The 25709-nt window shown below is 62.9% G+C and carries 25 protein-coding genes; 7 read left to right on the forward strand and 18 right to left on the reverse strand.

What is annotated here, in order from left to right:
* The first annotated feature begins 19 nt into the window (after nucleotides 1-19).
* Both budA and GBB11_RS05540 read left to right on the forward strand, forming a co-directional pair.
* Nucleotides 20-775 (forward strand): acetolactate decarboxylase, encoded by a 756-nt coding sequence (budA, locus tag GBB11_RS05535; protein WP_151549106.1) that lies wholly within the window; start codon nucleotides 20-22, stop codon nucleotides 773-775.
* Nucleotides 776-875: 100 nt separating this feature from the next.
* On the forward strand, nucleotides 876-2285 hold the full coding sequence (locus GBB11_RS05540; protein WP_151549107.1) for a GH32 C-terminal domain-containing protein: 1410 nt from the start codon (nucleotides 876-878) through the stop codon (nucleotides 2283-2285).
* Nucleotides 2286-2386: 101 nt separating this feature from the next.
* On the opposite strand, the gene GBB11_RS05545 is transcribed toward GBB11_RS05540, so the two are convergent.
* The 5 genes from GBB11_RS05545 to GBB11_RS05565 all read right to left on the reverse strand — a co-directional run bounded on the left by GBB11_RS05545 (nucleotide 2387) and on the right by GBB11_RS05565 (nucleotide 6343).
* Complete coding sequence (locus GBB11_RS05545; RefSeq protein ID WP_151549108.1) at nucleotides 2387-3259, reverse strand: methyltransferase domain-containing protein; 873 nt, start codon at nucleotides 3257-3259, stop codon at nucleotides 2387-2389.
* 218 nt (nucleotides 3260-3477) lie between these two features.
* Nucleotides 3478-3648 (reverse strand): DUF3117 domain-containing protein, encoded by a 171-nt coding sequence (locus tag GBB11_RS05550; protein WP_083878338.1) that lies wholly within the window; start codon nucleotides 3646-3648, stop codon nucleotides 3478-3480.
* Between the two features lie 122 nt (nucleotides 3649-3770).
* The gene (locus GBB11_RS05555) at nucleotides 3771-4586 is read right to left on the reverse strand and encodes a glucosyl-3-phosphoglycerate synthase (RefSeq protein ID WP_151549109.1); all 816 of its coding nucleotides are present in this window, start codon (nucleotides 4584-4586) and stop codon (nucleotides 3771-3773) included.
* A 71-nt stretch (nucleotides 4587-4657) separates the two neighbouring features.
* A complete protein-coding gene (gene folP, locus GBB11_RS05560) occupies nucleotides 4658-5518 on the reverse strand; it encodes a dihydropteroate synthase (protein WP_151549110.1) in 861 nt (286 codons plus the stop codon).
* A 39-nt stretch (nucleotides 5519-5557) separates the two neighbouring features.
* On the reverse strand, nucleotides 5558-6343 hold the full coding sequence (locus tag GBB11_RS05565) for a TIGR00730 family Rossman fold protein (protein ID WP_151549111.1): 786 nt from the start codon (nucleotides 6341-6343) through the stop codon (nucleotides 5558-5560).
* Between the two features lie 246 nt (nucleotides 6344-6589).
* On the opposite strand from GBB11_RS05565, the gene GBB11_RS05570 reads away from it, so the two are divergent.
* Together GBB11_RS05570 and GBB11_RS05575 are read left to right on the forward strand one after the other, a co-directional pair.
* Nucleotides 6590-7597 carry a DapH/DapD/GlmU-related protein gene (locus tag GBB11_RS05570; RefSeq protein ID WP_151549112.1) on the forward strand — a complete coding sequence of 336 codons (1008 nt, stop codon included), beginning with the start codon at nucleotides 6590-6592 and terminating at the stop codon, nucleotides 7595-7597.
* A 114-nt stretch (nucleotides 7598-7711) separates the two neighbouring features.
* Nucleotides 7712-9085, forward strand: coding sequence for an amino acid permease (locus GBB11_RS05575; protein ID WP_151549113.1), 1374 nt, complete (start codon nucleotides 7712-7714; stop codon nucleotides 9083-9085).
* Nucleotides 9086-9215: 130 nt separating this feature from the next.
* Here the strand turns inward: GBB11_RS05575 and GBB11_RS05580 are convergent, their stop codons facing one another.
* From GBB11_RS05580 to typA, 7 genes are all read right to left on the reverse strand, one after another.
* Complete coding sequence (locus GBB11_RS05580; RefSeq protein ID WP_151549114.1) at nucleotides 9216-9794, reverse strand: GtrA family protein; 579 nt, start codon at nucleotides 9792-9794, stop codon at nucleotides 9216-9218.
* A gap of 133 nt (nucleotides 9795-9927) precedes the next feature.
* Complete coding sequence (dapC, locus tag GBB11_RS05585; RefSeq protein ID WP_192796326.1) at nucleotides 9928-11067, reverse strand: succinyldiaminopimelate transaminase; 1140 nt, start codon at nucleotides 11065-11067, stop codon at nucleotides 9928-9930.
* A 21-nt stretch (nucleotides 11068-11088) separates the two neighbouring features.
* On the reverse strand, nucleotides 11089-11406 hold the full coding sequence (gene fdxA, locus GBB11_RS05590; RefSeq protein ID WP_151549115.1) for a ferredoxin: 318 nt from the start codon (nucleotides 11404-11406) through the stop codon (nucleotides 11089-11091).
* A gap of 29 nt (nucleotides 11407-11435) precedes the next feature.
* Nucleotides 11436-11879 (reverse strand): hypothetical protein, encoded by a 444-nt coding sequence (locus GBB11_RS05595; RefSeq protein WP_151549116.1) that lies wholly within the window; start codon nucleotides 11877-11879, stop codon nucleotides 11436-11438.
* Between the two features lie 3 nt (nucleotides 11880-11882).
* Nucleotides 11883-12827 carry an N-acetyl-1-D-myo-inositol-2-amino-2-deoxy-alpha-D-glucopyranoside deacetylase gene (mshB, locus tag GBB11_RS05600; protein ID WP_151549117.1) on the reverse strand — a complete coding sequence of 315 codons (945 nt, stop codon included), beginning with the start codon at nucleotides 12825-12827 and terminating at the stop codon, nucleotides 11883-11885.
* The gene (locus GBB11_RS05605) at nucleotides 12824-14470 is read right to left on the reverse strand and encodes an ABC transporter family substrate-binding protein (protein WP_192796327.1); all 1647 of its coding nucleotides are present in this window, start codon (nucleotides 14468-14470) and stop codon (nucleotides 12824-12826) included. The genes mshB and GBB11_RS05605 overlap by 4 nt, the downstream gene beginning before the upstream one ends.
* 44 nt (nucleotides 14471-14514) lie before the next feature.
* Complete coding sequence (gene typA / locus GBB11_RS05610; protein WP_151549119.1) at nucleotides 14515-16443, reverse strand: translational GTPase TypA; 1929 nt, start codon at nucleotides 16441-16443, stop codon at nucleotides 14515-14517.
* 453 nt (nucleotides 16444-16896) lie between these two features.
* On the opposite strand from typA, the gene GBB11_RS05615 reads away from it, so the two are divergent.
* Genes GBB11_RS05615 through arsC form a run of 3 tightly spaced genes read left to right on the forward strand, consistent with a single transcriptional unit; the run spans nucleotide 16897 to nucleotide 18586 of the window.
* Complete coding sequence (locus GBB11_RS05615) at nucleotides 16897-17595, forward strand: hypothetical protein (RefSeq protein ID WP_151549120.1); 699 nt, start codon at nucleotides 16897-16899, stop codon at nucleotides 17593-17595.
* Nucleotides 17596-17616: 21 nt separating this feature from the next.
* Nucleotides 17617-18201, forward strand: coding sequence for a DUF402 domain-containing protein (locus GBB11_RS05620; protein ID WP_151549121.1), 585 nt, complete (start codon nucleotides 17617-17619; stop codon nucleotides 18199-18201).
* A gap of 34 nt (nucleotides 18202-18235) precedes the next feature.
* The gene (arsC, locus tag GBB11_RS05625; protein ID WP_151549122.1) at nucleotides 18236-18586 is read left to right on the forward strand and encodes an arsenate reductase (glutaredoxin); all 351 of its coding nucleotides are present in this window, start codon (nucleotides 18236-18238) and stop codon (nucleotides 18584-18586) included.
* Between the two features lie 76 nt (nucleotides 18587-18662).
* Here arsC and GBB11_RS05630 read toward each other — a convergent pair whose 3' ends face one another.
* The 6 genes from GBB11_RS05630 to GBB11_RS05655 all read right to left on the reverse strand — a co-directional run bounded on the left by GBB11_RS05630 (nucleotide 18663) and on the right by GBB11_RS05655 (nucleotide 25708).
* Nucleotides 18663-20381, reverse strand: coding sequence for an ABC transporter ATP-binding protein (locus tag GBB11_RS05630; protein ID WP_151549123.1), 1719 nt, complete (start codon nucleotides 20379-20381; stop codon nucleotides 18663-18665).
* A gap of 2 nt (nucleotides 20382-20383) precedes the next feature.
* On the reverse strand, nucleotides 20384-21382 hold the full coding sequence (locus GBB11_RS05635) for an ABC transporter permease (protein WP_151549124.1): 999 nt from the start codon (nucleotides 21380-21382) through the stop codon (nucleotides 20384-20386).
* On the reverse strand, nucleotides 21375-22301 hold the full coding sequence (locus GBB11_RS05640) for an ABC transporter permease (protein ID WP_151549125.1): 927 nt from the start codon (nucleotides 22299-22301) through the stop codon (nucleotides 21375-21377). Before GBB11_RS05640 ends, GBB11_RS05635 begins: the two co-directional genes overlap by 8 nt.
* A gap of 360 nt (nucleotides 22302-22661) precedes the next feature.
* Nucleotides 22662-24245 (reverse strand): ABC transporter substrate-binding protein, encoded by a 1584-nt coding sequence (locus tag GBB11_RS05645; RefSeq protein ID WP_151549126.1) that lies wholly within the window; start codon nucleotides 24243-24245, stop codon nucleotides 22662-22664.
* A gap of 226 nt (nucleotides 24246-24471) precedes the next feature.
* The gene (locus GBB11_RS05650) at nucleotides 24472-24951 is read right to left on the reverse strand and encodes a hypothetical protein (protein ID WP_151549127.1); all 480 of its coding nucleotides are present in this window, start codon (nucleotides 24949-24951) and stop codon (nucleotides 24472-24474) included.
* Nucleotide 24952: 1 nt separating this feature from the next.
* Nucleotides 24953-25708, reverse strand: coding sequence for an energy-coupling factor transporter transmembrane protein EcfT (locus GBB11_RS05655; protein ID WP_192796331.1), 756 nt, complete (start codon nucleotides 25706-25708; stop codon nucleotides 24953-24955).
* Nucleotide 25709 lies beyond the last annotated feature (1 nt).

Here is a 25709-nt window from a genome sequence, read left to right on the forward strand (position 1 = left end):
TCGCCACTAGGCTGGGGCCATGACCCACTACCCCACACACAGCACCCAGCTCGCGCCGGTGGAACGACACACGATTTTTCAAAACTCGCTGATGACCGCACTGCTCGATGGCATTTACGACGGCGACATGACAGTGAGTGAGCTGCTGGGGCAGGGCAATTTTGGAATTGGCACCTTCGACGCCCTCGATGGGGAGATGATCATCGTCGATGGCCGGTGCTATCAGGTGCGTGGCGACGGCACGGCCCGCCCGGCGCGCCTCGACCAGTGCTCGCCGTTCACAGTGGTGACCAACTTTGTGCCGCGCATTAGCGCCCACGCACCGAATGACATGTCGCGCAGCGACCTCGGCACCTACATCGATTCGCTCCAGCCGAGCGAAAACTACATGTATGCCGTGCGGATTAGCGGCCAGTTCCACGACGTGTCCGTGCGCACGGTCACCCGACAGGAAAAGCCCTATCGACCTATGGTGGAGGCAACGGCAGACGATACCGAGATGCATTTTACGGATGTCTCCGGTGTGATCGGCGGGTTTCGCACCCCCGTCTACGAAAAAGGTATTTCCGTTCCCGGCTGCCACGTGCACTTCATTGATGATGCGCGCAGCCACGGCGGGCATGTGCTGGATTTCCGCGTCAAGGACGCGATTATCGAGCTCTGCCCCGCAACGGAGCTGAACCTGCGGCTGCCGCTCTCCTCGGATTTCTCCCACGCCGACCTCGCGCCGGAGAACCTCGATGAGCAGATCCACACCACGGAAGTAAAAAGTTAAGTACTATCGACGCCGCAACGCTCTACGCATTGTGAACTGGGTGTGCGCCGCAGCCAATCGGTGCCCGAACAAAGTTGTCGAAAGAAACACTAGGTACGTTATGAGCCACCGCCCCGAGTTACACGTCACCGCCGAAGAAGGCATTCTTGCGGCCCCCGCTGGGGTGCTGCTGCACGACGACGTGTGGCACGTTTTCAACCAGTACAAGCCGAGCGCCTCGGCCAGCTCCCGCTGGGGACACCAGGCCTCCCGCGCCCTGCCCTATGACTGGGACGTATGCGATGATGTGCTCGCCACCCACGGCGACGAGGTCGAGCTGCGCGCCGGCTCGGTGATCCCCGTGGGTAAGGGCATCGACATCTTCTTTACGGCCGTCTCCGCAGACGCCACCACCATCAAGGTGGCCGAGATCGCCGACGCGGACGCCACCACCGAAACAGTGGCCGATGACATCTCGCACCTCGATAGGCATGTGGCCAATGTGCACACCGTGGTCTCGGACTGCCACGGCTACTCCCACTTCCGCTCTCCCTGCGTGGTTCCTGATTGGCGCTCCACGCAACGCGATGATCACCACGGCTGGATCATGCTCGCCGTGGCCGGTTCTTCCGACAACCCCGACATTGTGGTGTTCGAATCCGCCGATCGCCGCGACTGGAACTTCGTTGGCCCGCTGCGCTGCGTCGGCACGCCCAGCGGCGTCAGCCACTATAAGCGCATCGTGTCTCCCCGCCTGATTCGTTTGCAGGATGAGGTAGACGAAAAGATTTATGATGTCTTGCTGTTGACCGTTGAAACCGACGGCCGCGATATCTCCGGCTATCTGGTGGGCACTCTCACCGACTCCGAGTTCAGCGTGATCACCCCCTTCACCCGCCTCGACCGCGGCCATGACTTCTCGCGACCCCGCAACACCAATGTGGTGACCGGCTTCAACACGGATCCCGCGGCGCGCTACGCGTCCAGCACCATGTTCGGCCTGATGAACGGGGTGGGTCGCGGTGACGATCCCACCACCCATCTGAGCCTGCAGCAGGAAAACTGGGCCAATTGCCTCACCCTGCCGCGCCGAGTAACCCTGCAGGGCGGCATCCTCTACCAAACGCCGCGCGCTGGGCTTCCCGACGCCATCCGCGCCTCCGAGCACGCCCGCGCCTTCATTGCCCGGCTGGATGCCCAGCCGAGCGAGGATGCCGTGGTAGATATCGAGCTTCGCGATGCCACAGGCGCCGTCGGGGCGCGTGTGTCTTATTCTTCCGATGAGATCTCACTGGATCGCAGCATGAACCCGCACCACGAGGGCAGTGCCCCCGCCGTGGCGGAGCGCAGCAGTGAAGAAACCGAGGCGCTCTCCCTCATCGTGGATGGCTCCACCGTGGAAGTCTTTGCCGACGGCGGCTTGATCGCCATGGCCTCGCGAGTGTATTTCGATGGCGGCTGCCAGTCCATCACCTACACCGCCCACCACGGCGCACGCGTGGAATCGACCATGGAGATCGAGCCGCTCTAAACCCGGCTCGCCGCCGCGGCTCGCTGCTCATCGCTTAAGGGCCCGCACCCCCTGCATACACAAAGGGGTGCGGGCCCGTTGCTGTTTTTGGGCTGTACCGGCTAGTCGCCGACGCGAGCGAAGCGGGTGATGCTGGCGCGAGCGGTGATCTCCATGCGTTTGGGCAGCCCAGCCACGCGCTCGTTGAGTACATCCGGTTCGATGTGGCGTGCCGAGGGGCTCATGCCGATCTGGGCGGCGATAGAGGGCTGATCGAGGCTCATCCGGAACTCCACCAACTGCGGCGGCTGCACCGGGACGAGATACTCCGACATCTCCTCGATCAGGCGCTCGGTACTGCCCTGCTCTACATCGAGAATGCCGAGCGGCTCCCGCAGCTCACTCAGGTGTCCAGGTTCTGCGTTGAGCATCACTACGTTCCCGCCGGGTGCGAGCACACGGGCACATTCCGCGGCATTGTGCGGGGCGAAGATCAGGGTGAGGGCGTGGATGGAGCGATCGAGCAACGGCAGGCGCTCCAAAGCATCAGCGACCACGGCGCCGACGCGCGAGTGGGCGTGGGTGAGCTTTTCCGCGGCGGGAATAGAGACGTCGATGCCCACGCCACGGGAATCATCCACCGCATCCAGCGTGTGCGACAAATAGTAACCCGTGCCGGCGCCGATCTCGCACAAGGCGGGGGCGATATCGTTGCCCACTCCCGCGTCTTCGAGGGCCTCGTGCACGCCTTGAGTCACGGCTTCCACGAATGGTGCGTAGTGCCCCTGCGACAAAAAGGTTTCGCGATCTTCCACCATCTGGGCGTCATCGCCATCATGGGCTAGCCGGCCATTCACCGCGAGGGTGACAAAACCCTCGGCAGAGACCTCATAGCTTCGCCCTGTCGCCGACACGAGGCTGCGGTAGCCATCGTGGGACACCAGCGGGGTGCCGTCCACAGGGTCGGCGAGGAGGTCACTTACATCATCGAGCACAGCTACCGCCTATCTAGATCTTTGTTCGGTTCATGCGCCGCGCGGCATTGTCGCCGCGCATGATGGTTTCCGCAGTATAAGAGTGCAGACAAGGAATCCTCCTCGCTGCACTGGGCACACAACATTTTTGCCCATGGTACAACCAGGAGGAAGAGCACCCAAACTTCACCCGTGGCCGTGCCGAGCACAAGCGCTAGGGCGAAGAGGGAAGCAGGAGGCTAGGCCTCCGCGACGTCAAGAAGATGGTGGCCAAGCTCGGCTGCTTCATCCTTGCTCATCTCCACCACCAAGCGGCCGCCACCGTCAGCGGGAATCCGCACCACGATTTTCCGGTTTTCTTCGACAGCTTCCAATGGTCCATTCCCCGTGCGCGGTTTTTGAGCAGCCACGATAAGCCTTCCACTATGACAAAAAATAGTTACAACTACCCATACATCCTACGCCGTGAAACGAGACCATGCGTTGCTTTTGTCCGGTGTACTCGGCCTTCACTGGCCCACAGTGGGCCAGCTCACGGTGTGCTGGGAGTGGTGGGAGTAGCGGCGACGGCGGCATCGACGCCGAGCGATTCCAGTGGCGGCCGGCTGACACAGGAGTCACGATCGAGCAGGACTCGGGCCACGCTATCGGCGGTATGGGCCAGCTCCTGCAGCGGACGGTGCTTGTGGCGTTTAACCCCTAGGTTCGCCTCGGCGATGGCGGCGGGGCCGAAGCGAGCTGCGATATCGAGCACGATCCCCATTTCCACACCGAAGTCAATGATGAAGGAGCAGGCGCGGGCACTGGAGCGACGCAAAGCATACTCCCCCGCCAAGGGCTGGGAGATGTGGCCAAGCTCGGGGTGCAGAATCCGCAACATCGGTTTGGCGGTGAGCTCCGTGACGCGGCCACCGCCGTGTGGATCCTCGCCGAATGGTCGCCGATAGGCGGCCTTGACGAGGTGGACCGAGGGATCGGTCAGGGGCGCTACCAAGCGCTGGACGAGATGCGGTGGCGGATTCTGTAAATCGGCGTCCACAAACACCACATAGTCGCCGCGGGCGGCGGCGAGGCCGCGCCAGAGGGCCTCGCCCTTGCCGGGGCGGAGCTCGATAGCGGGATGGATCTCGCGCCAGTTGAGCACCCGTGCTCCCGCGGCGGCGGCACGGGCAGCGGTGCGGTCTTGGGAGTCGGAGTCGATGACGATGATCTCTGTTGGATCATCCTGCTGCACGACCGCGATAACCTGGGCCACGGTGGACTCCTCGTTGAGGGCAGGAATCACCACCGATACGCTGGCGCCGCCGAGGTGCTCGGAACACGTAAGGGGCGGCGCAGACGGAGTCATATGTCTCGTTATATCAGGAGCGAGGCAGCAGCATCGATTCGCGCGCATCTATTCAGCGCGGGGCGCGCCGCCTAGATCAACCCTCGTTGCGCCCACACCGGCGCCATATCGCCGGAAATCGCGGCGACCATGCGGCAGACATCCACGGTATCGCTGACTTGGTGGACCCGAAACGCCGCCACCCCGTGCGCTGCGGCATGCGCTGTGGCCGCGAGGGTGCCAGCCACCCGCTGCTCCACGGCACGGCCAGTGGTCTCGCCCACAAAGTCCTTATTCGACAGCGCCATGAGCACCGGCCAGCCGGTAGCCACGACCTCATCGATGCGGCGCAAAAGCTCAAGTCCGTGATAGGTGTTCTTGCCGAAATCGTGGGTGGGATCAATCAGCACCTTATTCTCCGGCACTCCGCACGCCACGGCCCTTTCGGCGAGGGCACTGGTCTCGGCAATCACGGCGGCCACCACATCGTCATAGCGCACCCGGTGCGGGCGGGTACGCGGCTGCTGCCCGCCCGTATGGGAGCACACATAGCCCACCTGCTTCTCCCCAGCGAGCTCGACCAGCTCCGAATCCACCCCCGCCCACGTGTCATTAATCAGACTCGCGCCTGCCTCCACGGCGGCACGCGCCACCTCGGTGCGCCAGGTGTCCACCGAAATCGCTATCTCGGGGTGGCGCTCATGGGCGGCGGCAATGATCGGCACCACCCGGTCCACCTCTTCCGCAGCAGACACGAACTCGCCGGGCCCCGCCTTCACCCCGCCGATATCGAGAATCGTGGCTCCTTCGCGCACAACGCGGTCGATACGGGCGAGGGCGGCGGCGTCACTAAACGTGGCCCCTTTGTCATAGAAGGAGTCAGGGGTGCGATTGATGATCGCCATCACCGCCGGCAGCGGGCCGGGCCGAAACGCGGAAGACAAAGCGGGCATGAGGATCTCTCTCGTAGGTGCTTGGGACTACCCCATGGGCTAGGCCTGCGGCGCCGCGGGCGGCTCGGTCAAGCCAAACTCGCTGTGCACGCGGATGATGTGCTGCACGGCCTCGTCTATATCGTCGGTGATGATGAAGCGATCGACATCGTCCTCGTCAATAAAGCCCTCTTCGATCACCCGATCCAACATCCACTGTTTCAGCGGGGCCCAGAATTCGGTGCCGATGAGCACTATGGGATAGTTGGTGATCTTGCCCGTCTGGGTGAGCACGAGCGCCTCGAAGAGCTCATCCAAGGTGCCGAAGCCACCGGGCAGGCACACAAACGCCTGGGTGTATTTGAACAGCATGGTCTTGCGCACGAAGAAGTAGCGGAAGTTCAGGCCCAGATCCACCCACTCGTTGAGGTGCTGCTCATGCGGCAGCTCAATGCCCAAACCCACGCTCAGCCCGTCGGCATCGCTGCAGCCGCGGTTCGTGGCCTCCATCAGGCCCGGACCGCCGCCGGTGATCACGGCATAACCGGCCTCGGCGAGCGTCGCGCCGAGCTGCCGGCCCAGTGCGTAATAGGGGTGATCGGGCGCGGTGCGGGCGGAGCCGAATACCGTCACCGCCGGCGGCAACTCCGCCAACGCGCCGAAGCCCTCGACGAACTCGGACTGGATGCGCAACACCCGCCAAGGATCGGTGTGCAGCCAGTCGGCGGCGGCAGAGTGATCCAATAGCCGTTGATCGGTAGTGGACTCCTGCGGAGACTGCTGCCGCATCAATACCGGGCCGCGGAGGCCACGGCGGGGCGAGTCAGGGGTAGTGTCGCTGGTCATATGCTCATCCATTCTTCGCTTGAGACGTCTGTTTTTAGCTGTTCACACTAGCGTTTCGCGCGGCCACAGCGTGGGAGTCCACCACGGGCACACGCAGTGCGCTGCCAAGGCTACCCCGCACCACCGCTGTGCGCAGGACGCGGCATTCTGCTTTCATTACACAGTGGCGATGGCGTCCTCAGTAACGCCGTGGGCCGAACCCTGCCCATACTTAAGCCGCGCCAAGCTGAAGGTAGGATGAGATTCATGCTCACACATGGTGCCACTGCAGTGGGAATTGCAAATATCGCGATGGATGGGACTGTTCTCGACACCTGGTATCCCCACCCCGAGCTGATTATGGACGCGGACTCGCACACGATGCCCTCGAGTTCCGGAACTAATCGCCTCGGCGCGCATCGACTGACCCCAAAAATGCTGTCGCTGGTGCGTATCGACGAAGACCGCATGGTGGAGCAGGTGGCGGTGTCCACCACCATCCGCGATCTCTCTCAGCCGCCTCTCGATGCCCACGATGTGTTCCTGCGTCTGCATCTGCTCTCGCACCGCATTGTCCGCCCCCATGAAATCAACATGGATCGCGTGCTCGATCTCCTCTCCACTGTGGTGTGGACCAATAAGGGGCCCTGCCTGCCCGATAATTTCGAGTTCGTGCGCACCTCCCTGCGTTCCCGCGGCCTCATCCACGTCTATGGCGTCGATCGTCTGCCCCGCATGGTCGACTACGTGGTGCCCTCTGGGGTGCGCATCGCTGAGGCCGAGCGGGTCCGCCTCGGCGCCTATCTCGCCCCCGGCACCTCCGTGCTACGCGAGGGCTTCGTCTCCTTCAACTCCGGTTCGCTGGGGCCGACCAAAATCGAGGGGCGCATGTCCTCCGGCACGGTGATCGGGGAAAACACCCGGGTCGGCTTAGCCGCCACCGTGATGGCTGGGCGCAGCGAAACCAATCCGCGGGTGCCCACCACCATCGGCGAGGACTGCATACTCGGAGTCAGCGCCGGCGTCATCGGGCTCGATCTGGGAGATCACTGCAGCATCGGCAATAACGTAGTGCTGGAGCCACACACCCCCGTGCTCTTCTTCGACGGTGCCCTCCCCCAGCCCGGCGCGTCCATGGAACACGGCCGGTGGGGCACTGCCGCGGACATGGCCGGTGAGCACAACTGGACGGTGCGCTGCGCGGCGAGCGCCGGCACCATCGTCGCCTCCCAGGCGCCGCAGCAGGCGACACCGGGCTATAACAGCTTTAGCTAAGGGGTGTATTGGTCGCCGAAGGGGCAGCATCGCGCCAGCGTGCTACCCCTTATGTGATGGGGCGGCTGGCAGAAAATGTACCGAGCGGTACAGAGTGTAATACGCTAGCTAACCATGACTACCGTGGACACAGCTGAGAATACACTCGGCTCAGGCTTAAAAACCCGCCACCTGACCATGATGGGGCTCGGCTCCGCCATTGGTGCGGGACTCTTCCTTGGCACCGGCGTGGGCATCAAGGCTGCCGGCCCGGCGGTGCTCTTGGCCTATATCGTGGCCGGCATCATCGTGGTATTTGTGATGCAGATGCTGGGCGAGCTATCTGCTGCCCGCCCGCGCTCCGGCTCCTTCTCCGAATATGCGGAAATGGCCTTCGGGCACTGGGCAGGCTTCACGCTCGGCTGGATGTATTGGTTCATGCTCACCATGGTGATGGGCGCGGAGATGACCGGTGCGGCCGCCATCATGGGCTCGTGGTTCGGGGTGGCTCCCTGGATCCCGGCGCTCGTCTGCGTAGTATTCTTCGCCATCGTGAATCTGGCCGCTGTGCGCGGTTTCGGCGAGTTCGAGTTCTGGTTCGCCTTCATCAAGGTCGCCGTGATCATCTTCTTCCTTATCGTCGGCGTGCTCATGATTATGGGCTGGCTGCCCGGCCACGAGGCGGTGGGCTTGACCAATTTCATCGACGCCGGCTTCGCCCCTAATGGCATCTCCGGTATCGCCGCTGGGCTGTTGGCTGTGGCCTTCGCCTTCGGCGGTATTGAGATCGTCACCATCGCCGCAGCAGAGTCCGAAAAGCCTCGCGAGTCCATTCGCGTGGCGGTGCGCTCGGTGATCTGGCGTATCTCCGTGTTCTACCTGGGCGCGGTACTGGTGATCACCTTCCTGCTGCCCTACTCCCGTATCGGCGGCGCCGATTCCGCGGCGGATTCTCCCTTCACCATCATTTTGGGCATGGCGAATATCCCCGGCACGGTGGGCTTCATGGAGGCCGTGATTGTGCTCGCACTGCTGTCGGCATTCAACGCCCAGATCTACGCCACCTCGCGCTTCGTCTACTCTTTGGCGCAGCGCGGCTACGCGCCTCAGGTCTTCCGCTCGCTCAGCGGCACTAACCAGGTTCCCACGCTCGCGGTGATCCTCTCGGTGATCTTCGCTTTCGGTTCCGTGGCCCTGCAGTGGTGGAACCCTGCCGGGCTCTTGGAGTTCCTCTTCAACGCTGTCGGCGGCTGCCTCATCGTCATCTGGGGATTCATCGTCGCCAGCTATCTCAAGCTGCACCCGGAGATGGAGCGCAATAAGGAAATCTCGGTCCGCATGTGGGGCTATCCGTGGCTCGGCTGGGTCACCCTCGCCATGCTGGCAGGGCTGACCATTCTCATGCTTTTCGACGCCTCCTCCCGCCCCCAAGTCAGCTCCGTGACGGTACTGACCCTGGCGCTTGTCGCCCTGTCCTTCCTCACGAAGCGTTCGGCGCGAAAGAAGTAACTACGCAGCAGAGTGTGGGGACACAAGCCCTAGGCTGGCCTCCACACGCACCACACCCCGAGACGCCTGATATGCAGGCTGCTCGGGGTGTGGTCTATCTGCTTAAGTTCGCGGAGATGCGGCGACCCAGCTAAACCGGGGCCTGCTCCAGTACGACCCGTGTTTTTCTGAAGGTCCACAGCTTATTCACCACGAAATTCACCGGCATGGCCACCGCCGTACCGGCTAGGGCCGCCCAGTAGAGCTTGGTGCGCAGCCCTGTGGAGCCATCGAAGATATCCGAGGGCAGAGCCACGGGCGATTCCGGGTTGATGAGCAAGGTGGACACTACCTGGGTGACTACCAGCGCCCCGAGCCCGGCGACGAGGAAGGGGATGAACTGCTTCAGCCAGGGAGGCCGGTGCGAGCTGCGGAAGGTCCACATCCGGTTGAGCTGGAAGTTCGACATATTGGCCACCAGGAAGGCGATGGTCAAGATGATGTGGAACCAGCGGATGTGGAACTGGGTGTCTAGCAGGTTCATGGCGGCGTCTTCTTCGTGAATACCGAAGCCGCCGTCGAGGATTTTCTTCACTACCACCACGGTGAGGAAGTTCACCACAACGCCGGAGGCGCCGACAATGCCAAACTTGAGGAATTGCCGGAAATTGCGGCGATAGCGTGAGGCCCCCGAACCGCTGCGCGGCTGGGCTACCTGGTGGTTAGTCACTACTCTCTCCCCTAGCGAATGCCATGTTGAATGCGGCTAAGGCGGGTATCCACCCGCTGGTGTTCATCCAGAGTTTACCCGCTGCATGCCGCAGAATAGGAACCCTGAGTGGCCCCTAGGCGCGGGTTATGGCCTAGGCCGGCGCTCGGCCGAAGCCTCCCGCGAGGCGCCGTGCAGCCGCCTCGATCGCACTATCGCTGGCAGTGATAGATAAGCGCACATGGCTGCGGCATTGCTCGTTATCGCCATAGAAGGTGCCCGGCGCGGTGATAATTCCCAGATCCGCGAAGGCCTCCACGGTCTCTTGGGCGCTGCGCCCTTGAGTGACCCAGAAGTACAACCCAGCATCGGAATAGTCCACCTGCAGCCCCGCGGCGTCGAGGGCGGCGCGCAGCGTCTCGCGGCGGCGGCGATAGACCTCGTACTGCTGCTGCTCATGCTCCTCGCTGCTCAGCGCGCACACCATGGCGTGTTGCACCGCCCAAGGCAGCGATAGGCCACAGTGCTTGCGCACCTCGGCCACCTCGCCCAGCAGGCCGCTGTCGCCGAAGATGAAACCTGCTCGATAGGAGGCCATATTCGAAGTCTTCGACAGCGAATGAATCACGATGAGGTTCTCGAGGCTCTCCCCGCACACCTCGGGGTGAGCGATGGAGCGGGCCCGCCCAGAATAGTCCAAGCCGAGATAGCACTCATCGGAGGCAATAATCGCCCCGGTCTCGCGCGCCCACGCCACCAGTTCCGTGAGTTCGGCGGCGCTACGGACACGGCCGGTGGGATTAGATGGCGAGTTGATATAGACGAAGTCCGCATCGGAGGCGATGATATCCGCGACTTCTTCGGCCACCTCGACGCGCGCCCCACACAGCCGGGCGGCGATATCGTAGGTGGGATAGGCGATCGCCGGTACGGCGATGCGGTGGTCGGATCCGAGGCCCAGCAGCCACGGTAGCTGGGCGATGAGTTCTTTGGTGCCAACCACGGGCACAATCGCGGCCGCGGGAACGGGCTGTATCCCATAACGGCGGTGCAGTGACTGCGAGATGGCGTCGATAAGCGCCGGAGTGCCCAGAGTCGGCGGATAGCCGGGATGGGTGGCGTGGGCGCGCAGGGACTCGGCGATGGGCTCGGCCACGGGATCGACCGGCGAGCCCACTGTCAGGTCGATGGCTCCCTCGGGGTGGGCGTGGGCGCGCTCGCTAATGGGCCCGAGGCTATCCCACGGGAAGGCGGGAAGGCGGCGGGCCAAGGGCTGGCGGGAACGCGCGGTCACGATGAGAGCCTCCCTGAACCTTTAAGCCTGGGGAGGTAGCTCGGAGACCAATGGCGGATCGAAGTCCTGGGCGCCGAGCTTGGCAGCGCCGCCGGGCGAGCCGAGGTCATCGAAGAAGGCGGCATTGGCGTCGTTGTAGTCAATCCACTCATCCGGCACATCGTCCTCGTAGAAAATAGCCTCCACGGGACACACCGGCTCGCAGGCGCCGCAGTCCACGCACTCATCCGGGTGGATGTAGAGCGAACGCTTGCCCTCGTAGATGCAGTCCACCGGGCATTCTTCCACGCACGCCCGGTCCATCACGTCGACGCAAGGCTGAGCGATGGTGTACGTCATGTGAGCTAACTCCTGAAAATGTGTGACAACTATGGTTGTGTGGTGTGCGCATCGGGGCGCGGGGGCCGCGGGCTTTTCTGCCACAACGGGATGAGACCGCCCGCGATTCCAGCGGCAAGTAACAACACCGAGCGCAAACTAGACCCGACAAGCATATCCCCAGTCACCGACACCGAAAAAGTTAGGATCATATAACCTGACACCCACACGATCGCCGGTAGTGCCGCCGCGAGCATGTTCTCTGTCCACAGCCGCGCCGTGCGGGTCAGCACCGCCGTGAAGAAGAAGGCGATCACGATGGTGTAGGGAAAAGGAATCGAGTTCCCGCCCGGCAGTGTGATCCACGTGCCCAAATAGACCACCTCCAACAGCACCGACACCAGCGACCCCACCGATAACCACAGGAGGCCACCGGCGATTTCACCGGTGCTGTGCTCGGCGTAGGTGTATCGCTGTGGATGGCTGAGCTTCATCGCTTAGTCCTCCTTCCCACAGTGCGGAAGGTGTGCCAGTGCATCCTCGCCGAGCCGATAGACCTCACTCACCCCATCGAGTACATCCGTGACGTCACTCGGCAGCTGTGGCCCCGCACCAATCTGATAGCTCTCGCTCGCCGTCACCGGCTGGGCAATGAGATTCGATAGCGCAAACACAGGAGTATCTGCCGCAGCATGCGCGGGCACCGGGTTGGTGGCGCTCACGGAGCCGTCGGCGATCCAGATCTGGGTAGCGTGGGCCTTCATCGCCGCCACCTTCTGGGCCTGCTCCGCAGGGGTCAGGGCCAAGCGAATATCGGCGTGCTCGACCCGCGCGATCTCCGCATCGGCGCGGCGCCACGTCTGCGGAATGGAGCGGATTCCCGCGAAGCCGGCCTCGAGGTCCTCCTCCAGCGTCACCGCCCAGAGGATGCGGGTGTGCTCCGGGGCAGCCCGGTGGGTGATGGTGTGCGCCGCGATGTGGTCCGGGTGGCCATAGCCGCCATCCGGGCCATAAGTGATCAACAGCTCAGGGCGGTACTCGGCAATGAGCTGCCGCAGCTGCTCAGTGGCCTGATCTAGGTTATTCACCAAGGCCCGCGGGTGCGCCGCGGAAGGATCGCCGGCCATACCGGAGTCTCGCCACTGCCCTGGGGCACCGAGGTGAATCCCGCGCACCCCGAGGGCCGCCAGCGATTCCTGGAGCTCGCGAATACGGAAACCGCCCAGCTGATCGGAGTGCTCGGCGACTAAGTTCTGGTAGGGGTCACCAATCACCTCTCCCTGTTCACCCAAGGTGCAGGTGACCACGATGACATTTGCGCCGCGGCGCGCCAGATGGGCGAGGAGCCCGCCGGTCCAGATGGCCTCATCATCAGGATGGGCGTGGACAGCAAGAACGGTGACGTCACTTAAGGGCGTCTCGGACTGCACAGTGGTGATCATGGGGTTTCGGTGTTCTCCTCAGGGGTGCCGATACGACTGGGGCCTAGGCCTTGGCGCACGCTCCAGCTGGCGGCGCCGGCGAGTCGCCCAGCATAAGGATCAACGGGCCACTCAGCGAAAGTGGAGGCGGGGCCGATAATACGCGCCCCTGCCGCATCAAGGCGGATGGTATAGGACAGCGGATAGGTCAGGATCTCGCGATTTTCCACCGCCCGCACCGCCTCGGTGGCGGCGGTGTCATCCACCGCGCCGGCGAGATACTCGCGCAGCGTGGCATCGAGATCGCTATCGCACAGCTGCGTCACGGCCACCCCACACAGATAGCGGGTCGCGAGCCCGATGGGAGTTTGCTCTGTGCGGGAGTGGGTGACGATACCGTCGATATGCCCCTCGGGCATGAGGGTGCTAAAGAGCTCGGCGGTGGTGGAGAGAATCACGTTCACATCGATCCCCTGCTGCGCGGCGAGATCGCTGATAGACCGCGCCGCCGTCACGGCCTCGTCATCGGCGGCATCCACGCCCAAGATGACGGAGCGGCCGCTGGGCAGCGCCTCCGGTTCTATCTCTGGCTGCGGGAACTCGCTGGGATCCGCCAGCCCGAGATGCGTACTGCGGCCGGTGGCGAGCTTGGCCACGAGGGGGGCGTCGATAAGCCTGATGAAACCGGCCCGCTTCGCCGGGGTGTCCAGAGTGGGGGCCTGGGTGTTGAACACCACGTCGAGTCGGCGATGATAGACGCGGGTGGCGGTTTCCACCCTGGGTACGAGCTTCAGGGCGGGTTCGGTGGTCTCCTCCAGCGAGAGATCGGCCAGATCCATTTGGCCGCGGCGCATCATCTCGGCGGCGCTACCGGCCGAGCGAATCTCGCGGAAAATGAGCCTTTCGATCTTCGCGGGCTGCAGCCCCCAGTAGCGATCATTCCGCGACAGCACTACCTCGCCACGCTGCCTGTCAACGGAAGAGACTTGATAACGCCCGCCAGAGACCGGCATGGTATTGGCCAAAACGCGGTCGAATCCATCAGTGCCGGTGAGGAAAATATGGCTCGGCAGTAGGTGCGTGAACAATCTCTGCCACTGCTCCACGCGGTGACCAAAGTCCACGGCTACGGACTTGCCGCCATTGCTGACACGAATGCTGGAGATCTGGCGATAGCCAGCGGTGTCCGTCGTGCCCGGGGTGGAGACGATGGATTCCCACAGGTATTGAAAATCGGAGCCGGTGATGGGGGTGCCATCAGACCATTGGGCCGCGGTACTGATCTGATAGCGCACCGTCTGCACCGCATCGCCGACCGGTTCTATCTCCTCGGCGCTGGTGAGCAAAGAGGAATTGAGCTCACCGCCGACGAAGGCACTGGGCAACACCAGCGCTGCCATTGATTCCACAAAAGGCGTGGAATCGGCGATCAGGTGCGGGTTAAAACCGTTGAGCAAGGGATCCATGCCCACGATGATCTTGTTCCGCTCAGCGGGATCGATGTCCTCGGGGCGCTCCGGCGGCGTGGAGGAGGACGTGGTACTGATCGTCCGCTCCACTTCCTCCACCGGCGGTGGGCCCGGATTGGCTGCACAGCTGGCAATACTGAGAGCGACGACCACGCTGGTGCAGCAAAGCGAGGCACGGCGAAGCACATTGATCACCCTCATGAGTCTAGCGGCTAGGCCCCCGCGGCCGAGAAGTCGCGCTACTTGTTGCGGGCCTTCTCGCGGGCACGGGCGCGGCCACGGTCGGTGGCAGAGAGAATCACCTTGCGCACGCGAATGCGCTCTGGGGTCACCTCCACGCACTCGTCTTGGCCACAGAACTCCATGGCCTCATCGAGGGAGAGCACATGCGCCTTAGCCAGGGTAAAGGTGGCATCCGCCGTCGCGGAGCGCATATTGGTGAGCTTCTTCTCCTTGGCGATGTTGACGTCCATGTCCTCATCACGGTTGTTCTGCCCCACAACCATGCCCTCGTAGGCCTCCATGCCGGGCTCCACGAAGAACTGGCCACGATCAGCCAGCTGCATCAGCGCATAGGTGGTGACCTGACCGGAGCGATCGGCCACCAAGGAACCGGAGGCGCGATCCTTGATCTCGCCGGCCCAGGGGCGGTAGCCATCCGAGTAGTGATTGGCGATGCCGGTGCCCTTGGTATCGGTCATGAACACGGTACGGAAGCCGATCAAACCGCGGGCGGGCACCTCGAATTCCATGCGTACCCAGTCGCTTCCGGTGGTGTCCATGGACATCATGATTCCCTTGCGGCCGGCTAGCAGCTGGGTCACGGCACCCTGGAATTCGGCGGGTACGTCGATGACCATGTGCTCGAAGGGCTCGTGGATCTTGCCGTCGATGGTCTTGGGCACCACCTGGGGCTTACCCACGGTGAGCTCGAAACCTTCACGGCGCATGGTTTCCACCAGCACGGACAGCGCCATCTCGCCGCGGCCCTGCACCTCCCAGGCGTCGGGACGCTCGGTGGGCAGCACGCGCAGTGAGACGTTACCGATGAGCTCCTGCTCGAGGCGGGCCTTCACCACGCGGGCGGTAAGCTTATCGCCACCGCCGCGACCGGCCATCGGCGAGGTATTAACGCCGATGGTCATGGAGATCGCCGGCTCATCCACGGTGATGCGCGGCAGCGGGGTCGGATTCTCCACATCGGCGAGGGTGTCGCCGATCATCACCTGATCGATACCGGAGATAGCCGCGATATCGCCGGCGATAACCTCCTTGGCGGGCACGCGCTGCATGCCCTCTGTGGAAAGCAGCTCGGCAATTTTGACGGTCTTGGTGTGCTGATTGCCCTCATCGTCGTAGTGAATCCATGCCACCTGCTGGCCCTTCTTCAACACGCCGGCGTGCACGCGCACTAGGCCGATACGGCCCAAGAAAGAAGAGGAGTCTAGGTTGGTCACATGGGCCTGCAGCGGGGCGTTGATATCCGCCGAGGGCTCGGGCAGCACATCGTAGAGCACGTTGAAGAGCTCCTGCAGATCCTTCGCATCCGGCACATTGCCATCACCGGGGTTCTCGGTGGAGGCGGTGCCGGCGCGGCCGGAGGCGTAGAGCACCGGAAGATCCAGCAGAGTCTCGGCGGCCTGCTGGGCTTCCTCATCCTCGAGGGTGGAGGCCAGCTCGAGCAGCAGGTCCTGGGATTCTTCGACCACCTCGTCGATGCGGGCATCGGGGCGGTCGGTCTTGTTCACACAGATAATCACCGGCATCTTCGCCGCCAAGGCCTTGCCCAGCACGAAGCGGGTTTGGGGCAGCGGGCCCTCGGAGGCGTCGACGAGCAGCACCACGCCATCGACCATGGACAGCGCACGCTCCACCTCACCGCCGAAGTCGGCGTGGCCGGGGGTGTCGATGACATTAATAATGAGATCTTCGCCATTCTTCCCCTGGCCCACACGCCGAATGGAGGTGTTCTTAGCCAGAATGGTGATGCCTTTTTCCTTCTCCAGATCACCGGAGTCCATCACCCGATCGGCGACCTCGCCGTGGTCACCGAAGGCACCGGATTGCTCGAGCATGGCGTTGACGAGGGTGGTTTTGCCGTGGTCAACGTGTGCGACAATGGCGACGTTTCGGAATTCGGTGCGCGCGGTAGTGTTGTTTTCGCTCACGGGCTTGTGTGTACTCCTGAAATATAGATGGTGATCGCGGCGCGCAGACGATGAAGAAGGAAGCGCGCCTGTCGCCTGCGCGTCATACGCGGGCAACGACTAGCCGAGTGTACCCCCTTTTCCGGCGATACCACATCTTTTAGAGTAGATTGTAACGAAATGGCAACAAAAACCTATCTATTCCGACAGTGACACATCCTCTTATGCCTTCACAGAGTGCGGTAGCTACTGCGGCCGTTGCGCGTGACGACGCCGCCCCGGTGCGGATACCCCGCAGGCCCAGGCCTGCTCCGCCCGCAGCTGCGACGATGATAGTGAACACAGGCCTAGCCTCACTCTGAGAAATGTATTAGTGTTATGACTGTTGTGACTAATGTGGTTTAAGTGAAGTCTGTGGACTAGAGCTTTGTGCCCGTCGCATGTACAGCTTCCAAGAAAGGACACTGAAACCCCGTGAAACTCCGTACCCCGATCGCCGTCGCCTGCGCTGCCGCCCTGACCGTTGGCGCCACGCTTTCCGCCCCGCTGGCCACCGCGCAGACCAGCTCCGATATGACGATTCCCGTCATTACCAATCCGCAGCTGATCGACGATCTCAGCCGCCCCGCCCCTGAGGTGCTGGCTCAGGCCCGCGCTTTCGCCAACCAGCCCTTCATCCCCGAGCAGCTGCGCAACGCCGTGATCGCCGCCGTGGAGTTCTACGAGGGTGGCCACTCCCCCGCGGGTGCGCCGCTGCTGAAGCCGGAGAACACCCCCGAGTTCACCCAGTTCTACTGGCCCACCATCGCTGGCTCCTGCATCGGCGGCGAGCACACCGCCGTGGGCACCGCCATCGCTGTTCCCGGGCCGGCAGATCTGCCGCTGCCGGGTGTTCCCGCTGACGAGGCCGGCTTCGTGTTCACCGCACTTGGCACCCCGGGCCTGGCTGCAGAGCAGCAGGACGCACTCAACGTGCACTGGATGAATATCGACACCCTGCAGTTCGGCACCTCCCGCTTGGGCAATGGCGGCCTCAACCCCGACGGCCCCGCCACCCTCAACGGCACGGCAGCCACCGGCAAGGGCACCATCATCGCCGTTCTCGAGGGCACTGTGAATACCTCCGAGACTGCCTGCCACTTCGCCCCCACCGCCGCGATCTTCACGGTCTAAGAGCAACTGCGCAGGTATCTCATGTCCACCTCCCAGCCCGATGCGCAGGATGGAGGCTCCACTGTGGATCTCCATCCCGTGAAGCAGGAGACCTTTGACGTCTCCGCGCTGACCAACACGGACCCCAAGGGCTACCTGCGCGCGGTGGATACCTACACCGAAACCGACTTCGGGCTGTACATGGCGCGCGGGGCGGATCATCCCCGCTTCGGCTATCTCGAGTCGTGGCTGTTGCCCGATCTCGGCCTGCGCGCCAATATCTTTCACTTCCGTCCCGGGGTGGATGTAGACCAAGAGCTCTATATCGACATCGCAGACATCAACCGCGAGGGCTCCACTTGGACCACACGGGATCTCTACGTGGATCTCGTGGCCACCACGGGCACCCCCATCGACGTGCTCGACATCGACGAGCTCGCCGCCGCCACCTCCGCTGGGCTCATCACCGCCTCCGAGGCTGAGCGCGCCATCGATCGCACGCTCACCGCCGTGGAAGGCATCACCCGCTACGGCGATGACGTCCACCAGTGGCTGCGCTCGCGCGGTATCACCCTCGAGTGGGCGGACAACGTCACCCTCACTCCTGCGGGCTGCTCATTCGCTTGACGACGCCACGCTCCACACCGGTAGCCTTGGCGGCATGACCGTGATCTATCACAATCCCCGCTGTTCCAAGTCCCGCGCGGCGCTGCAGTATCTGCGCGATCACGGCATCGAGCCGACCATCGTGCGCTATCTCGAGGACACCCCCGACGAACAGACGCTCCGCAGCCTGCTCGCGGATGCTGGCCTGCGCCCGCATGAGGCTATCCGCACCGGCGAATCCGAGTATGCCGAGCTAGGGCTGAGCCCCGAGACGCCGGAGGATGAACTTATCGCGGCCATGCTCGCCCACCCGACGCTGATCGAACGACCCTTTGTGCGTAGTGCCTCCGGGGTGGTTATTGCTCGCCCCACAGAGAAACTCGAGGAGATCATCGACCCCGCCTGATTCTCCCCTAGATAGCGCCACAAGGGCCGCCGCAGCACGTACTGCGGCGGCCCTTGTGGCGTTGTGGGTGCGGGGCTTACTCCCCTGCTCCGAGCTCGATGCCGAGCCCAGGCACTGAATCGATGAGATTCCGAGTGTAGTCCTGCTGGGCGTGATCGAAGATATCGTCCGCGCTGCCCTGCTCGACTACCTTGCCGTTTTGCATGACCACGATGTCATCGGCAGTCTGGCGCACCACGGCGAGATCGTGAGTGATGAACAGATAGGAGAGATTGAACTCATCCTGAAGCTGCGTCAGCAGCTGCAGAATCTGGTTTTGCACCAGCACGTCCAGGGCGGAGACGGCCTCGTCCAACACGATCACTTCCGGCTGCAGCGCCAAGGCGCGGGCAATAGCGATGCGCTGGCGCTGACCGCCTGAAAGCTCATTAGGGTAGCGGCGCATGGTCGAGCGCGGCAGTTGCACCACATCCAGCAGCTCGGCGACGCGCTTCTCCCGCTGCTCGCGGTTGCCCACCTTGTGTACCTTCAGCGGCTCCTCGATACAGCGGTAGATCGAATACATCGGGTTGAGCGAACCATAGGGGTTCTGGAACACCACCTGGAGCTTGCGGCGCATATCGAAAAGCTCCTTGCGGCCCAAGGTAGACAGATCGGTGCCCTTGTAATACACCTTTCCCTCGGTGGGGTCGAGCAGGTTCAGCACCATGTTCGCCACCGTGGACTTACCCGAGCCGGACTCGCCCACCAGCGCCAAGGTGGTGCCGGTGCGCAGCCCGAAGCTGACATCATCGACAGCCCGCAGTTCTTTCTTAGCGCCGCGCGCGCCGCGAACATCAAAGATCTTGGTGAGGTTCTCCACGCGGATCACCTCGTCCTCTACCTGCGAGTGATCGCTGCTGAGCTTGTCCGTGGACTCCACACCCTGCTGCTGTGCCTGCTGAATGCGGGCGGAGGCCAGCGAGGGGGCGGCGTCGACAAGGCGACGGGTATAGGGGTGCTGCGGGTTGCGCAGAATCTTCAGCGAGGGACCCGACTCCACGATGCGGCCGCGGTGCATCACCACGAGGTGCTCGGCGCGCTCGGCGGCAAGACCCAGATCGTGGGTGATAAACAGCACGGCAGTGCCGAGTTCCTCGGTGAGGGTTCCCAAGTGGTCCAGGATGCGCTTTTGCACCGTCACGTCGAGAGCCGAGGTGGGCTCGTCGGCGATGAGCAGCTTGGGATGCGCGGCCAGGCCCATGGCGATCAGGGCGCGCTGGCGCATACCGCCGGAGAACTCGTGGGGATACTGCTTGGCGCGGCGCTCCGCGTCCGGCAGACCCGCCTCCTCGAGCAGCTCAGCGACTCGCGCGTCGTACTCCTTCGGATCCACCACGTTATTGGCGCGCAAGGATTCCTTGATCTGGGTGCCGATGCGCCACACGGGGTTGAGGTTACTCATCGGGTCCTGCGGCACCAGGCCGATCATCTTGCCCCGGTATTCTTGGCGCTCCTTCTCGGAGACATCGGTGATGTCCTGGCCGTCGAAGGTAATGGAACCGCCGGTGATCTTTCCGGTGCCAGGCAAGAGCCCGAGGATGGACATGGCGGCGGTGGACTTACCGGAGCCGGACTCGCCCACGATCGCCACGGACTGCCCGGGATAGATGGCGAGGTTAATGCCGCGCACGGCGTCCACGGTGCCGGTGGTGGACTCGAAGGAAATCTTGAGATCTTCGAAGGTCAATAGTGGCACGGAACGATCCACCTCGGCGGAGCTATCGGTGCCGGCAGGGGGCGTAGTATTCGTCATAATTATCGCTTCCTTGCCTTCGGATCGAGGGCGTCGCGCACAACGTCACCCATCATGATGAAGCTGAGCACGGTCGTTGCCAGCGCCACAGCCGGGTAGAAGAGCACCATCGGCTGGGTGCGCAGCGAGGCCTGAGCGCGCGAGATGTCGCCACCCCAGGAGACCACCGTCGAGGGCAAACCGATACCCAGGAAGGACAGCGTGGCTTCCGCCACGATGAAGGTACCCAGAGCCACGGTGGCGTAGACGATGATCGGCGCCGCCGCATTGGGCAGGATGTGGCTAAACAGGATCTTGGTGCGCGATGCGCCCAAGGCGCGGGCGGCGGTAACGAACTCTTCATTCTTCACGCTCATCACGGCACCGCGAGTGATGCGGGCGATCGAGGTCCAGCCGAAGAGGCCGAGCACCACGATCACGGTGAATACCGTGCGATGATCCTTAAACATCTGCATCACCACGATGGCGGCCAGCACCAGCGGCAGCGCGAAGAAAACGTCGGTGATACGGGAGAAGATGGAGTCCACGATGCCGCCGAGATAGCCGGCGGTAGCACCGATGAGCACGCCGAGCACCACGACGAACATCGTGGTGAGCACGCCGACGAGCACCGAGGCGCGCGCCCCGTAGATGGTGCGGGCGAAAATGTCACAGCCCTGGCGGTCGAAACCAAAGGGGTGACCATCCGTGGGCCCCTGGAGGGAGTTGGCGAGCTCGCAGGTCTGCGGATCGACGCTGGTAAACAACTGCGGGACCAAAGCGAGCACGATGGCGGCGAGCATGAGTACGGCCGAGGTCCAGAACAGAGGACGGCGACGCAGGTTTTGCCACGCCTCGCCCCACAGGGAGGTCGGTGCGGACTCATCGGCCACCGCGTCGACAGCACCGAGGCCGGTTTCATCCACGGCGTCAACGAAGTGCTCTTGGCCCTTCTTCGTCTCAAAGGCGGGGCCTTGGAGGTTCTTCTCGGGGTTGAGGTGTGCGGGAGATGGTTTAGGCATAGCGAATCCTCGGATCGAGCACGGCGTAGATCAAATCCACGAGCAGGTTGGCCACAATGTAGACGAGCACCAGCACGGTGGTGAAGGACACCACGGTGGCGGGTTCGCCCTTGAGGATGGCTTGGTAAATGGAACCGCCGACACCGTTGATACCGAAGATGCCCTCGGTCACGATGGCGCCACCCATGAGGGCACCGAGATCCGCGCCGAGGAAGGTGGCGACGGGAATCAAGGAATTACGCAACACGTGGCGGCTCATCACCGTGCTGTCCTTCAGGCCCTTGGCGCGGGCGGTACGCACATAGTCGGCGGTGAGATTCTCGCTCACGGACTGCCGCGTCAGGCGCAGCACATAGGCGAAGGACACCGCGCCCAGCACGATCGCGGGCATAAGCAGCGCTTCGAAGGACTCATTGGGGCCAACCGTGGTGGGCAATAGCCCCCACTTCACGCCCACCATGAATTGCAGCACGAAGCCGATCACGAAGGTGGGGACGGCAATCACCAGCAGAGACAGCACCAGCACGGTGGAGTCGAAAATGCCGCCGCGACGGATACCGGCGACCACGCCGAAGAGGATGCCGAAGATGGTCTCGAAAGCCAGAGCCATGAAGGCGAGCTTGATGGTCACGGGGAAGGCATTGGCCATCACCGAGGACACGGGCTGGCCAGAGAAGGTGGTGCCGAAGTCAAGAGTAAAGATGCCCTTGATGTAAAGCAGGTATTGGACGAGGAAGGGTTTATCCAGGTTGTACTCTTCCCTGATGCGTTGAGCCGCGGATTCGGATAGTCCACGGTCACCACCCAGGGCTTGCACAGGATCACCCGGCATGAGGAATACGAGCGCATAGATCAGCAGAGTCGCTCCGATAAACACCGGAATCATCTGCAGAACGCGGCGCCCCACATAGCGCAGCATAGGCGAGGACTTTCTAGGTTAGGTAGCGCGGTTGACGCGTCGATCCTCCCGCAAGCCACCACCGCTGGCCGATCCGATTGTCCTGTGATGCACGGGGAGCTCGGGGGCGCAGTGAGACTGGCGAGACTATTCGCTTTAAATTACCAAAGCTTCACAGACACCAGCACCCCTGGCCACTGCGGATGACACCGTATGAGCGTTGAGAACTGTAAATATTCAGAGCGCAACGTCCTTTCGGAGACTCATCCCAGGGCACCAGGGGTGCTGGGAAGTTGAGAAGCACGCACTACGCCCAGCAGTGCCACCCGCCCATGTGTACACGAGCCGAGCCACACCGCCTCAGGCGCAGGCTACGACAGATTACTTTTTGGTGATCTGCTCGTAGACGGGGACAGACTTCCAGTTGAAGACCACATTCTCCACGGTGTCGGCGCTGCCGCCGGTGACGTTGGCGTACCACAGCGGGATCACGGGCAGATCCTCAAGCAGAATCTCCTGGGCCTCGTTGTAGAGCGGGGTGGCTTCTTTCACGGACCCAGCGCCGGCAGCCTCATTGAGCTTGGCGTCGAAGTCCTTGTTGGAGTAGTCACCATCGTTAGAGCTGGCGCCAGTGGCGTACAACGGCCCCAAGAAGTTACCCAAGCCCGGGTAGTCAGCCTGCCAGCCGGTACGGAAGGCAGTGGTGATTTCACGGTTGGTCACCTCATCGCGCAGGGACTTGAAGTCCGGATAGGGCTTACCCTGGGCGTTGATACCGAGCACGTTCTTCAGGGAGTTAGCAGTAGCATCCACCCATGCCTGGTGGCCACCATCGGCGTTATAGGCGATCTCGAAGGTGCCCTCGAAGGGAGCAATCTCATCGGCCTCGGCCCACAGCTCCTTAGCGCGGTCTGGGTTGAAGTTCAGAACCTCTTCGCCCTTGAGCTCGGGGTCATAGCCGTCGATCACTGGGGAGGTGAAGTCCTTCGCTGGGGTGCGGGTACCGAGGAAGATCTTGTCCGTGATCTCGTCGCGGTTCACCGCCATCGAGATGGCTTCACGACGCAGCTTTCCCTCCTCACCGTTGAAGTGCTCCAAGCGCTCCGGGATGGTGAAGGACTGGAACACAGCGGCGGGCTGGTTCACCGCGCGGTCGCCGAGCTCTTCCTCATAGGTAGAGAAGGCGGAATCCGGCACGGCATCCAAGACGTCGAGGTTGCCGGAGAGAAGGTCGGCATACGCGGCGTCCTGCTGCGGGTAGAAGGTGAAGCGCACACCGTCGTTCTGGGCGGCACGCTCACCGTCGTAGTACTCGTTCGGGACGATGAGGGCGTCCTGCTGATGGTTCCACTCTTCGAGCTTGTAGGGGCCGGAGCCGACCGGGGACTCGCCGAAGGCGTCCATGTCTTCGAAGGCGACGTCGGGAAGGGGGAAGAAGGCGGAGTAGCCAAGGCGCAGCGGGAAGTCAGACTCGGGCTGCTGGAGCTCAATGGTGAAGGTGTAATCGTCCTCCACCTTCAGCCCCTCCATCTCGGAGGCGCCCTCCTCGTAGCCCATGATGGGCTCGAAGAAGTAGGCGGAGAGCTGCTCGTTCTCCATGGCATAGTTCCAAGCCTTCACAAAGTTCTCGGCCTTGATCTCAGTGCCATCGGAGAACTTCTTGCCCTCCTTGAGCTTCACACGATAGGTCTTATCGCCCTCCAACTCGATGGAGTCGGCGAGATCGTTATGAACTTCACCCTCAGTGTCGTAGTAGACGAGACCCGAGTTAATGAGGTCAATAATACGGCCACCACCGGTCTCATTGGTGTTAGCCGGAATCAGTGGGTTCTGTGGCTCGGATCCGTTGGCGCGGATGTAGTCAGCTCCGCTTCCCCCGCCAGAGCCATTATCATCCGAGCACGCAGCGAGGCCCAGTGTGAGCGACGCGGCGCCAAGGATGGCCAGGGACTTCTTTAGCGTCATGGCGTTAGTTCTCCCATTCGAGGTAGGTCATGCATATGGTGACGTCATCGTGTTATGACGATCGCCTTTGCGGCACGTCACATCTTAGTTTGCCTGAGAAGTAAACACGAAAAACTCTTAGCAAACTGTGTGCTGCAGCTTAGCTACCTTAAACCTTCACCCCTTGTGGGGGCCGGAAACGATTTCTATAGGTCCCCAGAAACCACCCCCACGCGGGGGTATTTAGCTAGGGTGTGCGGGAAAAGTCCACATCCTGCCACGGCAGCACGGAATGAATATGCCGATCCTCCTGTGCCGCCCACATATCCCAATAGGCCGCATAGCCCGGATCGCGCTCGAGCGCCCGCCGCTTGCGCTCGGCAGCGTCGAGATCGAGGAAGATCGTGGCCACCGGACCGCGCGCTCGGGCGGCCGCAACAGTGGCGGGGGTGATGGCACCGCAGCCTTCCACAATCAGTGGCGCGGTGGCCTTAAGGCTCCGCCACTGCCCTGCCCGCCCCTGCTCCCAGTCCCAGCGGTGGTACCCCGGCGCGATGGGTGCCAACACATCGGTGGCAACGATCTCACCGGCGGCGGCCAGCCCATTCCAGCCCGGGTAGAGATCATCGAGGTGCACCAGCTGGGCGCCGCCACAGTCGGCCAACCATCGCGACAGGGTGGTTTTGCCCGCCCCAGAGCGGCCGTCGATAAGCACAGTGCGTGGCATCTTAAGCCCCGAGGAAACGGAAAGCGCCGCTGGCGATGGACACCCCGAGCGCCACAAAGGAAATGGACAGGCAGGCGAGCAAGATTGCGTAGTCGCGGCCGGACATGGTCGATTCCCGCGCCCAGGTGCGCTCGTGCTCGCTGCCGAAACCGCGGGCTTCCATGGCGGTGGCGAGCTTGGAACCGCGGCGCAGAGCTAGGACGAGCAGGGCGAAGATCTGGCCGAAGAAGCGGGTGACGCGGCCGCGATCGCCGAGCCCGCGCGAGCGGCGCGCCCGCTCTAGGGCCCGCCAGTCGCGTTGGAAAAGACTCATCAAACGCACGCCGGCCACCGAACCGATGACGAAGCGGGCAGGCAGTTTCAGCACTTGGGCCAGCCCATCACCGAAATCGGTGGGATCGACTTTGTAAGAGACGAGCACCACGGGCAGACCAATGGCGAGCACGCGCAGCATGATCGCCAGCGCCAGCTCGAGGGAGTTGTCCGTGATGTGGGCGAAGAGGAAACTGGCATATTCGGTACCTTCGGGCCGGCCATAGAGGGCCATGGAGATACCCGAAATGGGCGTGACAGCCAGAATCGGCCAGCCGCGGCGAGCCAGCTGAAGCCAGGACATCCCGCACAGCGGCGTCACCGCGAGGGTGCAGAGCAGCGCCACCCCGGCCGATACCCAGTCCACGCTGATGAGCAGTGGTGTCGTAAGAAAGAGTACCCCCAGCAGCCGGGTGACGGGATTGGTGCCACGGAGCACGTTCACG

The organism is Corynebacterium sp. 74A (assembly GCF_008930665.1).
In the GTDB taxonomy this organism is placed as follows: Bacteria; Actinomycetota; Actinomycetes; order Mycobacteriales; family Mycobacteriaceae; genus Corynebacterium; species Corynebacterium megadyptis.

What these genes read in the sequence shown, in the direction of transcription:
- GBB11_RS05540 (WP_151549107.1), top strand. Translation starts at nt 876, where the DNA reads ATGAGCCACCGCCCCGAGTTACACGTCACCGCCGAAGAAGGCATTCTT.
- GBB11_RS05565 (WP_151549111.1), bottom strand. Translation starts at nt 6,343, where the DNA reads ATGACCAGCGACACTACCCCTGACTCGCCCCGCCGTGGCCTCCGCGGC.
- GBB11_RS05570 (WP_151549112.1), top strand. Translation starts at nt 6,590, where the DNA reads ATGCTCACACATGGTGCCACTGCAGTGGGAATTGCAAATATCGCGATG.
- GBB11_RS05575 (WP_151549113.1), top strand. Translation starts at nt 7,712, where the DNA reads ATGACTACCGTGGACACAGCTGAGAATACACTCGGCTCAGGCTTAAAA.
- GBB11_RS05620 (WP_151549121.1), top strand. Translation starts at nt 17,617, where the DNA reads ATGTCCACCTCCCAGCCCGATGCGCAGGATGGAGGCTCCACTGTGGAT.
- GBB11_RS05630 (WP_151549123.1), bottom strand. Translation starts at nt 20,381, where the DNA reads ATGACGAATACTACGCCCCCTGCCGGCACCGATAGCTCCGCCGAGGTG.
- GBB11_RS05645 (WP_151549126.1), bottom strand. Translation starts at nt 24,245, where the DNA reads ATGACGCTAAAGAAGTCCCTGGCCATCCTTGGCGCCGCGTCGCTCACA.
- GBB11_RS05640 (WP_151549125.1), bottom strand. Translation starts at nt 22,301, where the DNA reads ATGCTGCGCTATGTGGGGCGCCGCGTTCTGCAGATGATTCCGGTGTTT.
- GBB11_RS05555 (WP_151549109.1), bottom strand. Translation starts at nt 4,586, where the DNA reads ATGACTCCGTCTGCGCCGCCCCTTACGTGTTCCGAGCACCTCGGCGGC.
- folP (WP_151549110.1), bottom strand. Translation starts at nt 5,518, where the DNA reads ATGCCCGCTTTGTCTTCCGCGTTTCGGCCCGGCCCGCTGCCGGCGGTG.
- GBB11_RS05595 (WP_151549116.1), bottom strand. Translation starts at nt 11,879, where the DNA reads ATGAAGCTCAGCCATCCACAGCGATACACCTACGCCGAGCACAGCACC.
- arsC (WP_151549122.1), top strand. Translation starts at nt 18,236, where the DNA reads ATGACCGTGATCTATCACAATCCCCGCTGTTCCAAGTCCCGCGCGGCG.
- fdxA (WP_151549115.1), bottom strand. Translation starts at nt 11,406, where the DNA reads ATGACGTACACCATCGCTCAGCCTTGCGTCGACGTGATGGACCGGGCG.
- budA (WP_151549106.1), top strand. Translation starts at nt 20, where the DNA reads ATGACCCACTACCCCACACACAGCACCCAGCTCGCGCCGGTGGAACGA.
- GBB11_RS05650 (WP_151549127.1), bottom strand. Translation starts at nt 24,951, where the DNA reads ATGCCACGCACTGTGCTTATCGACGGCCGCTCTGGGGCGGGCAAAACC.
- mshB (WP_151549117.1), bottom strand. Translation starts at nt 12,827, where the DNA reads ATGATCACCACTGTGCAGTCCGAGACGCCCTTAAGTGACGTCACCGTT.
- GBB11_RS05635 (WP_151549124.1), bottom strand. Translation starts at nt 21,382, where the DNA reads ATGCCTAAACCATCTCCCGCACACCTCAACCCCGAGAAGAACCTCCAA.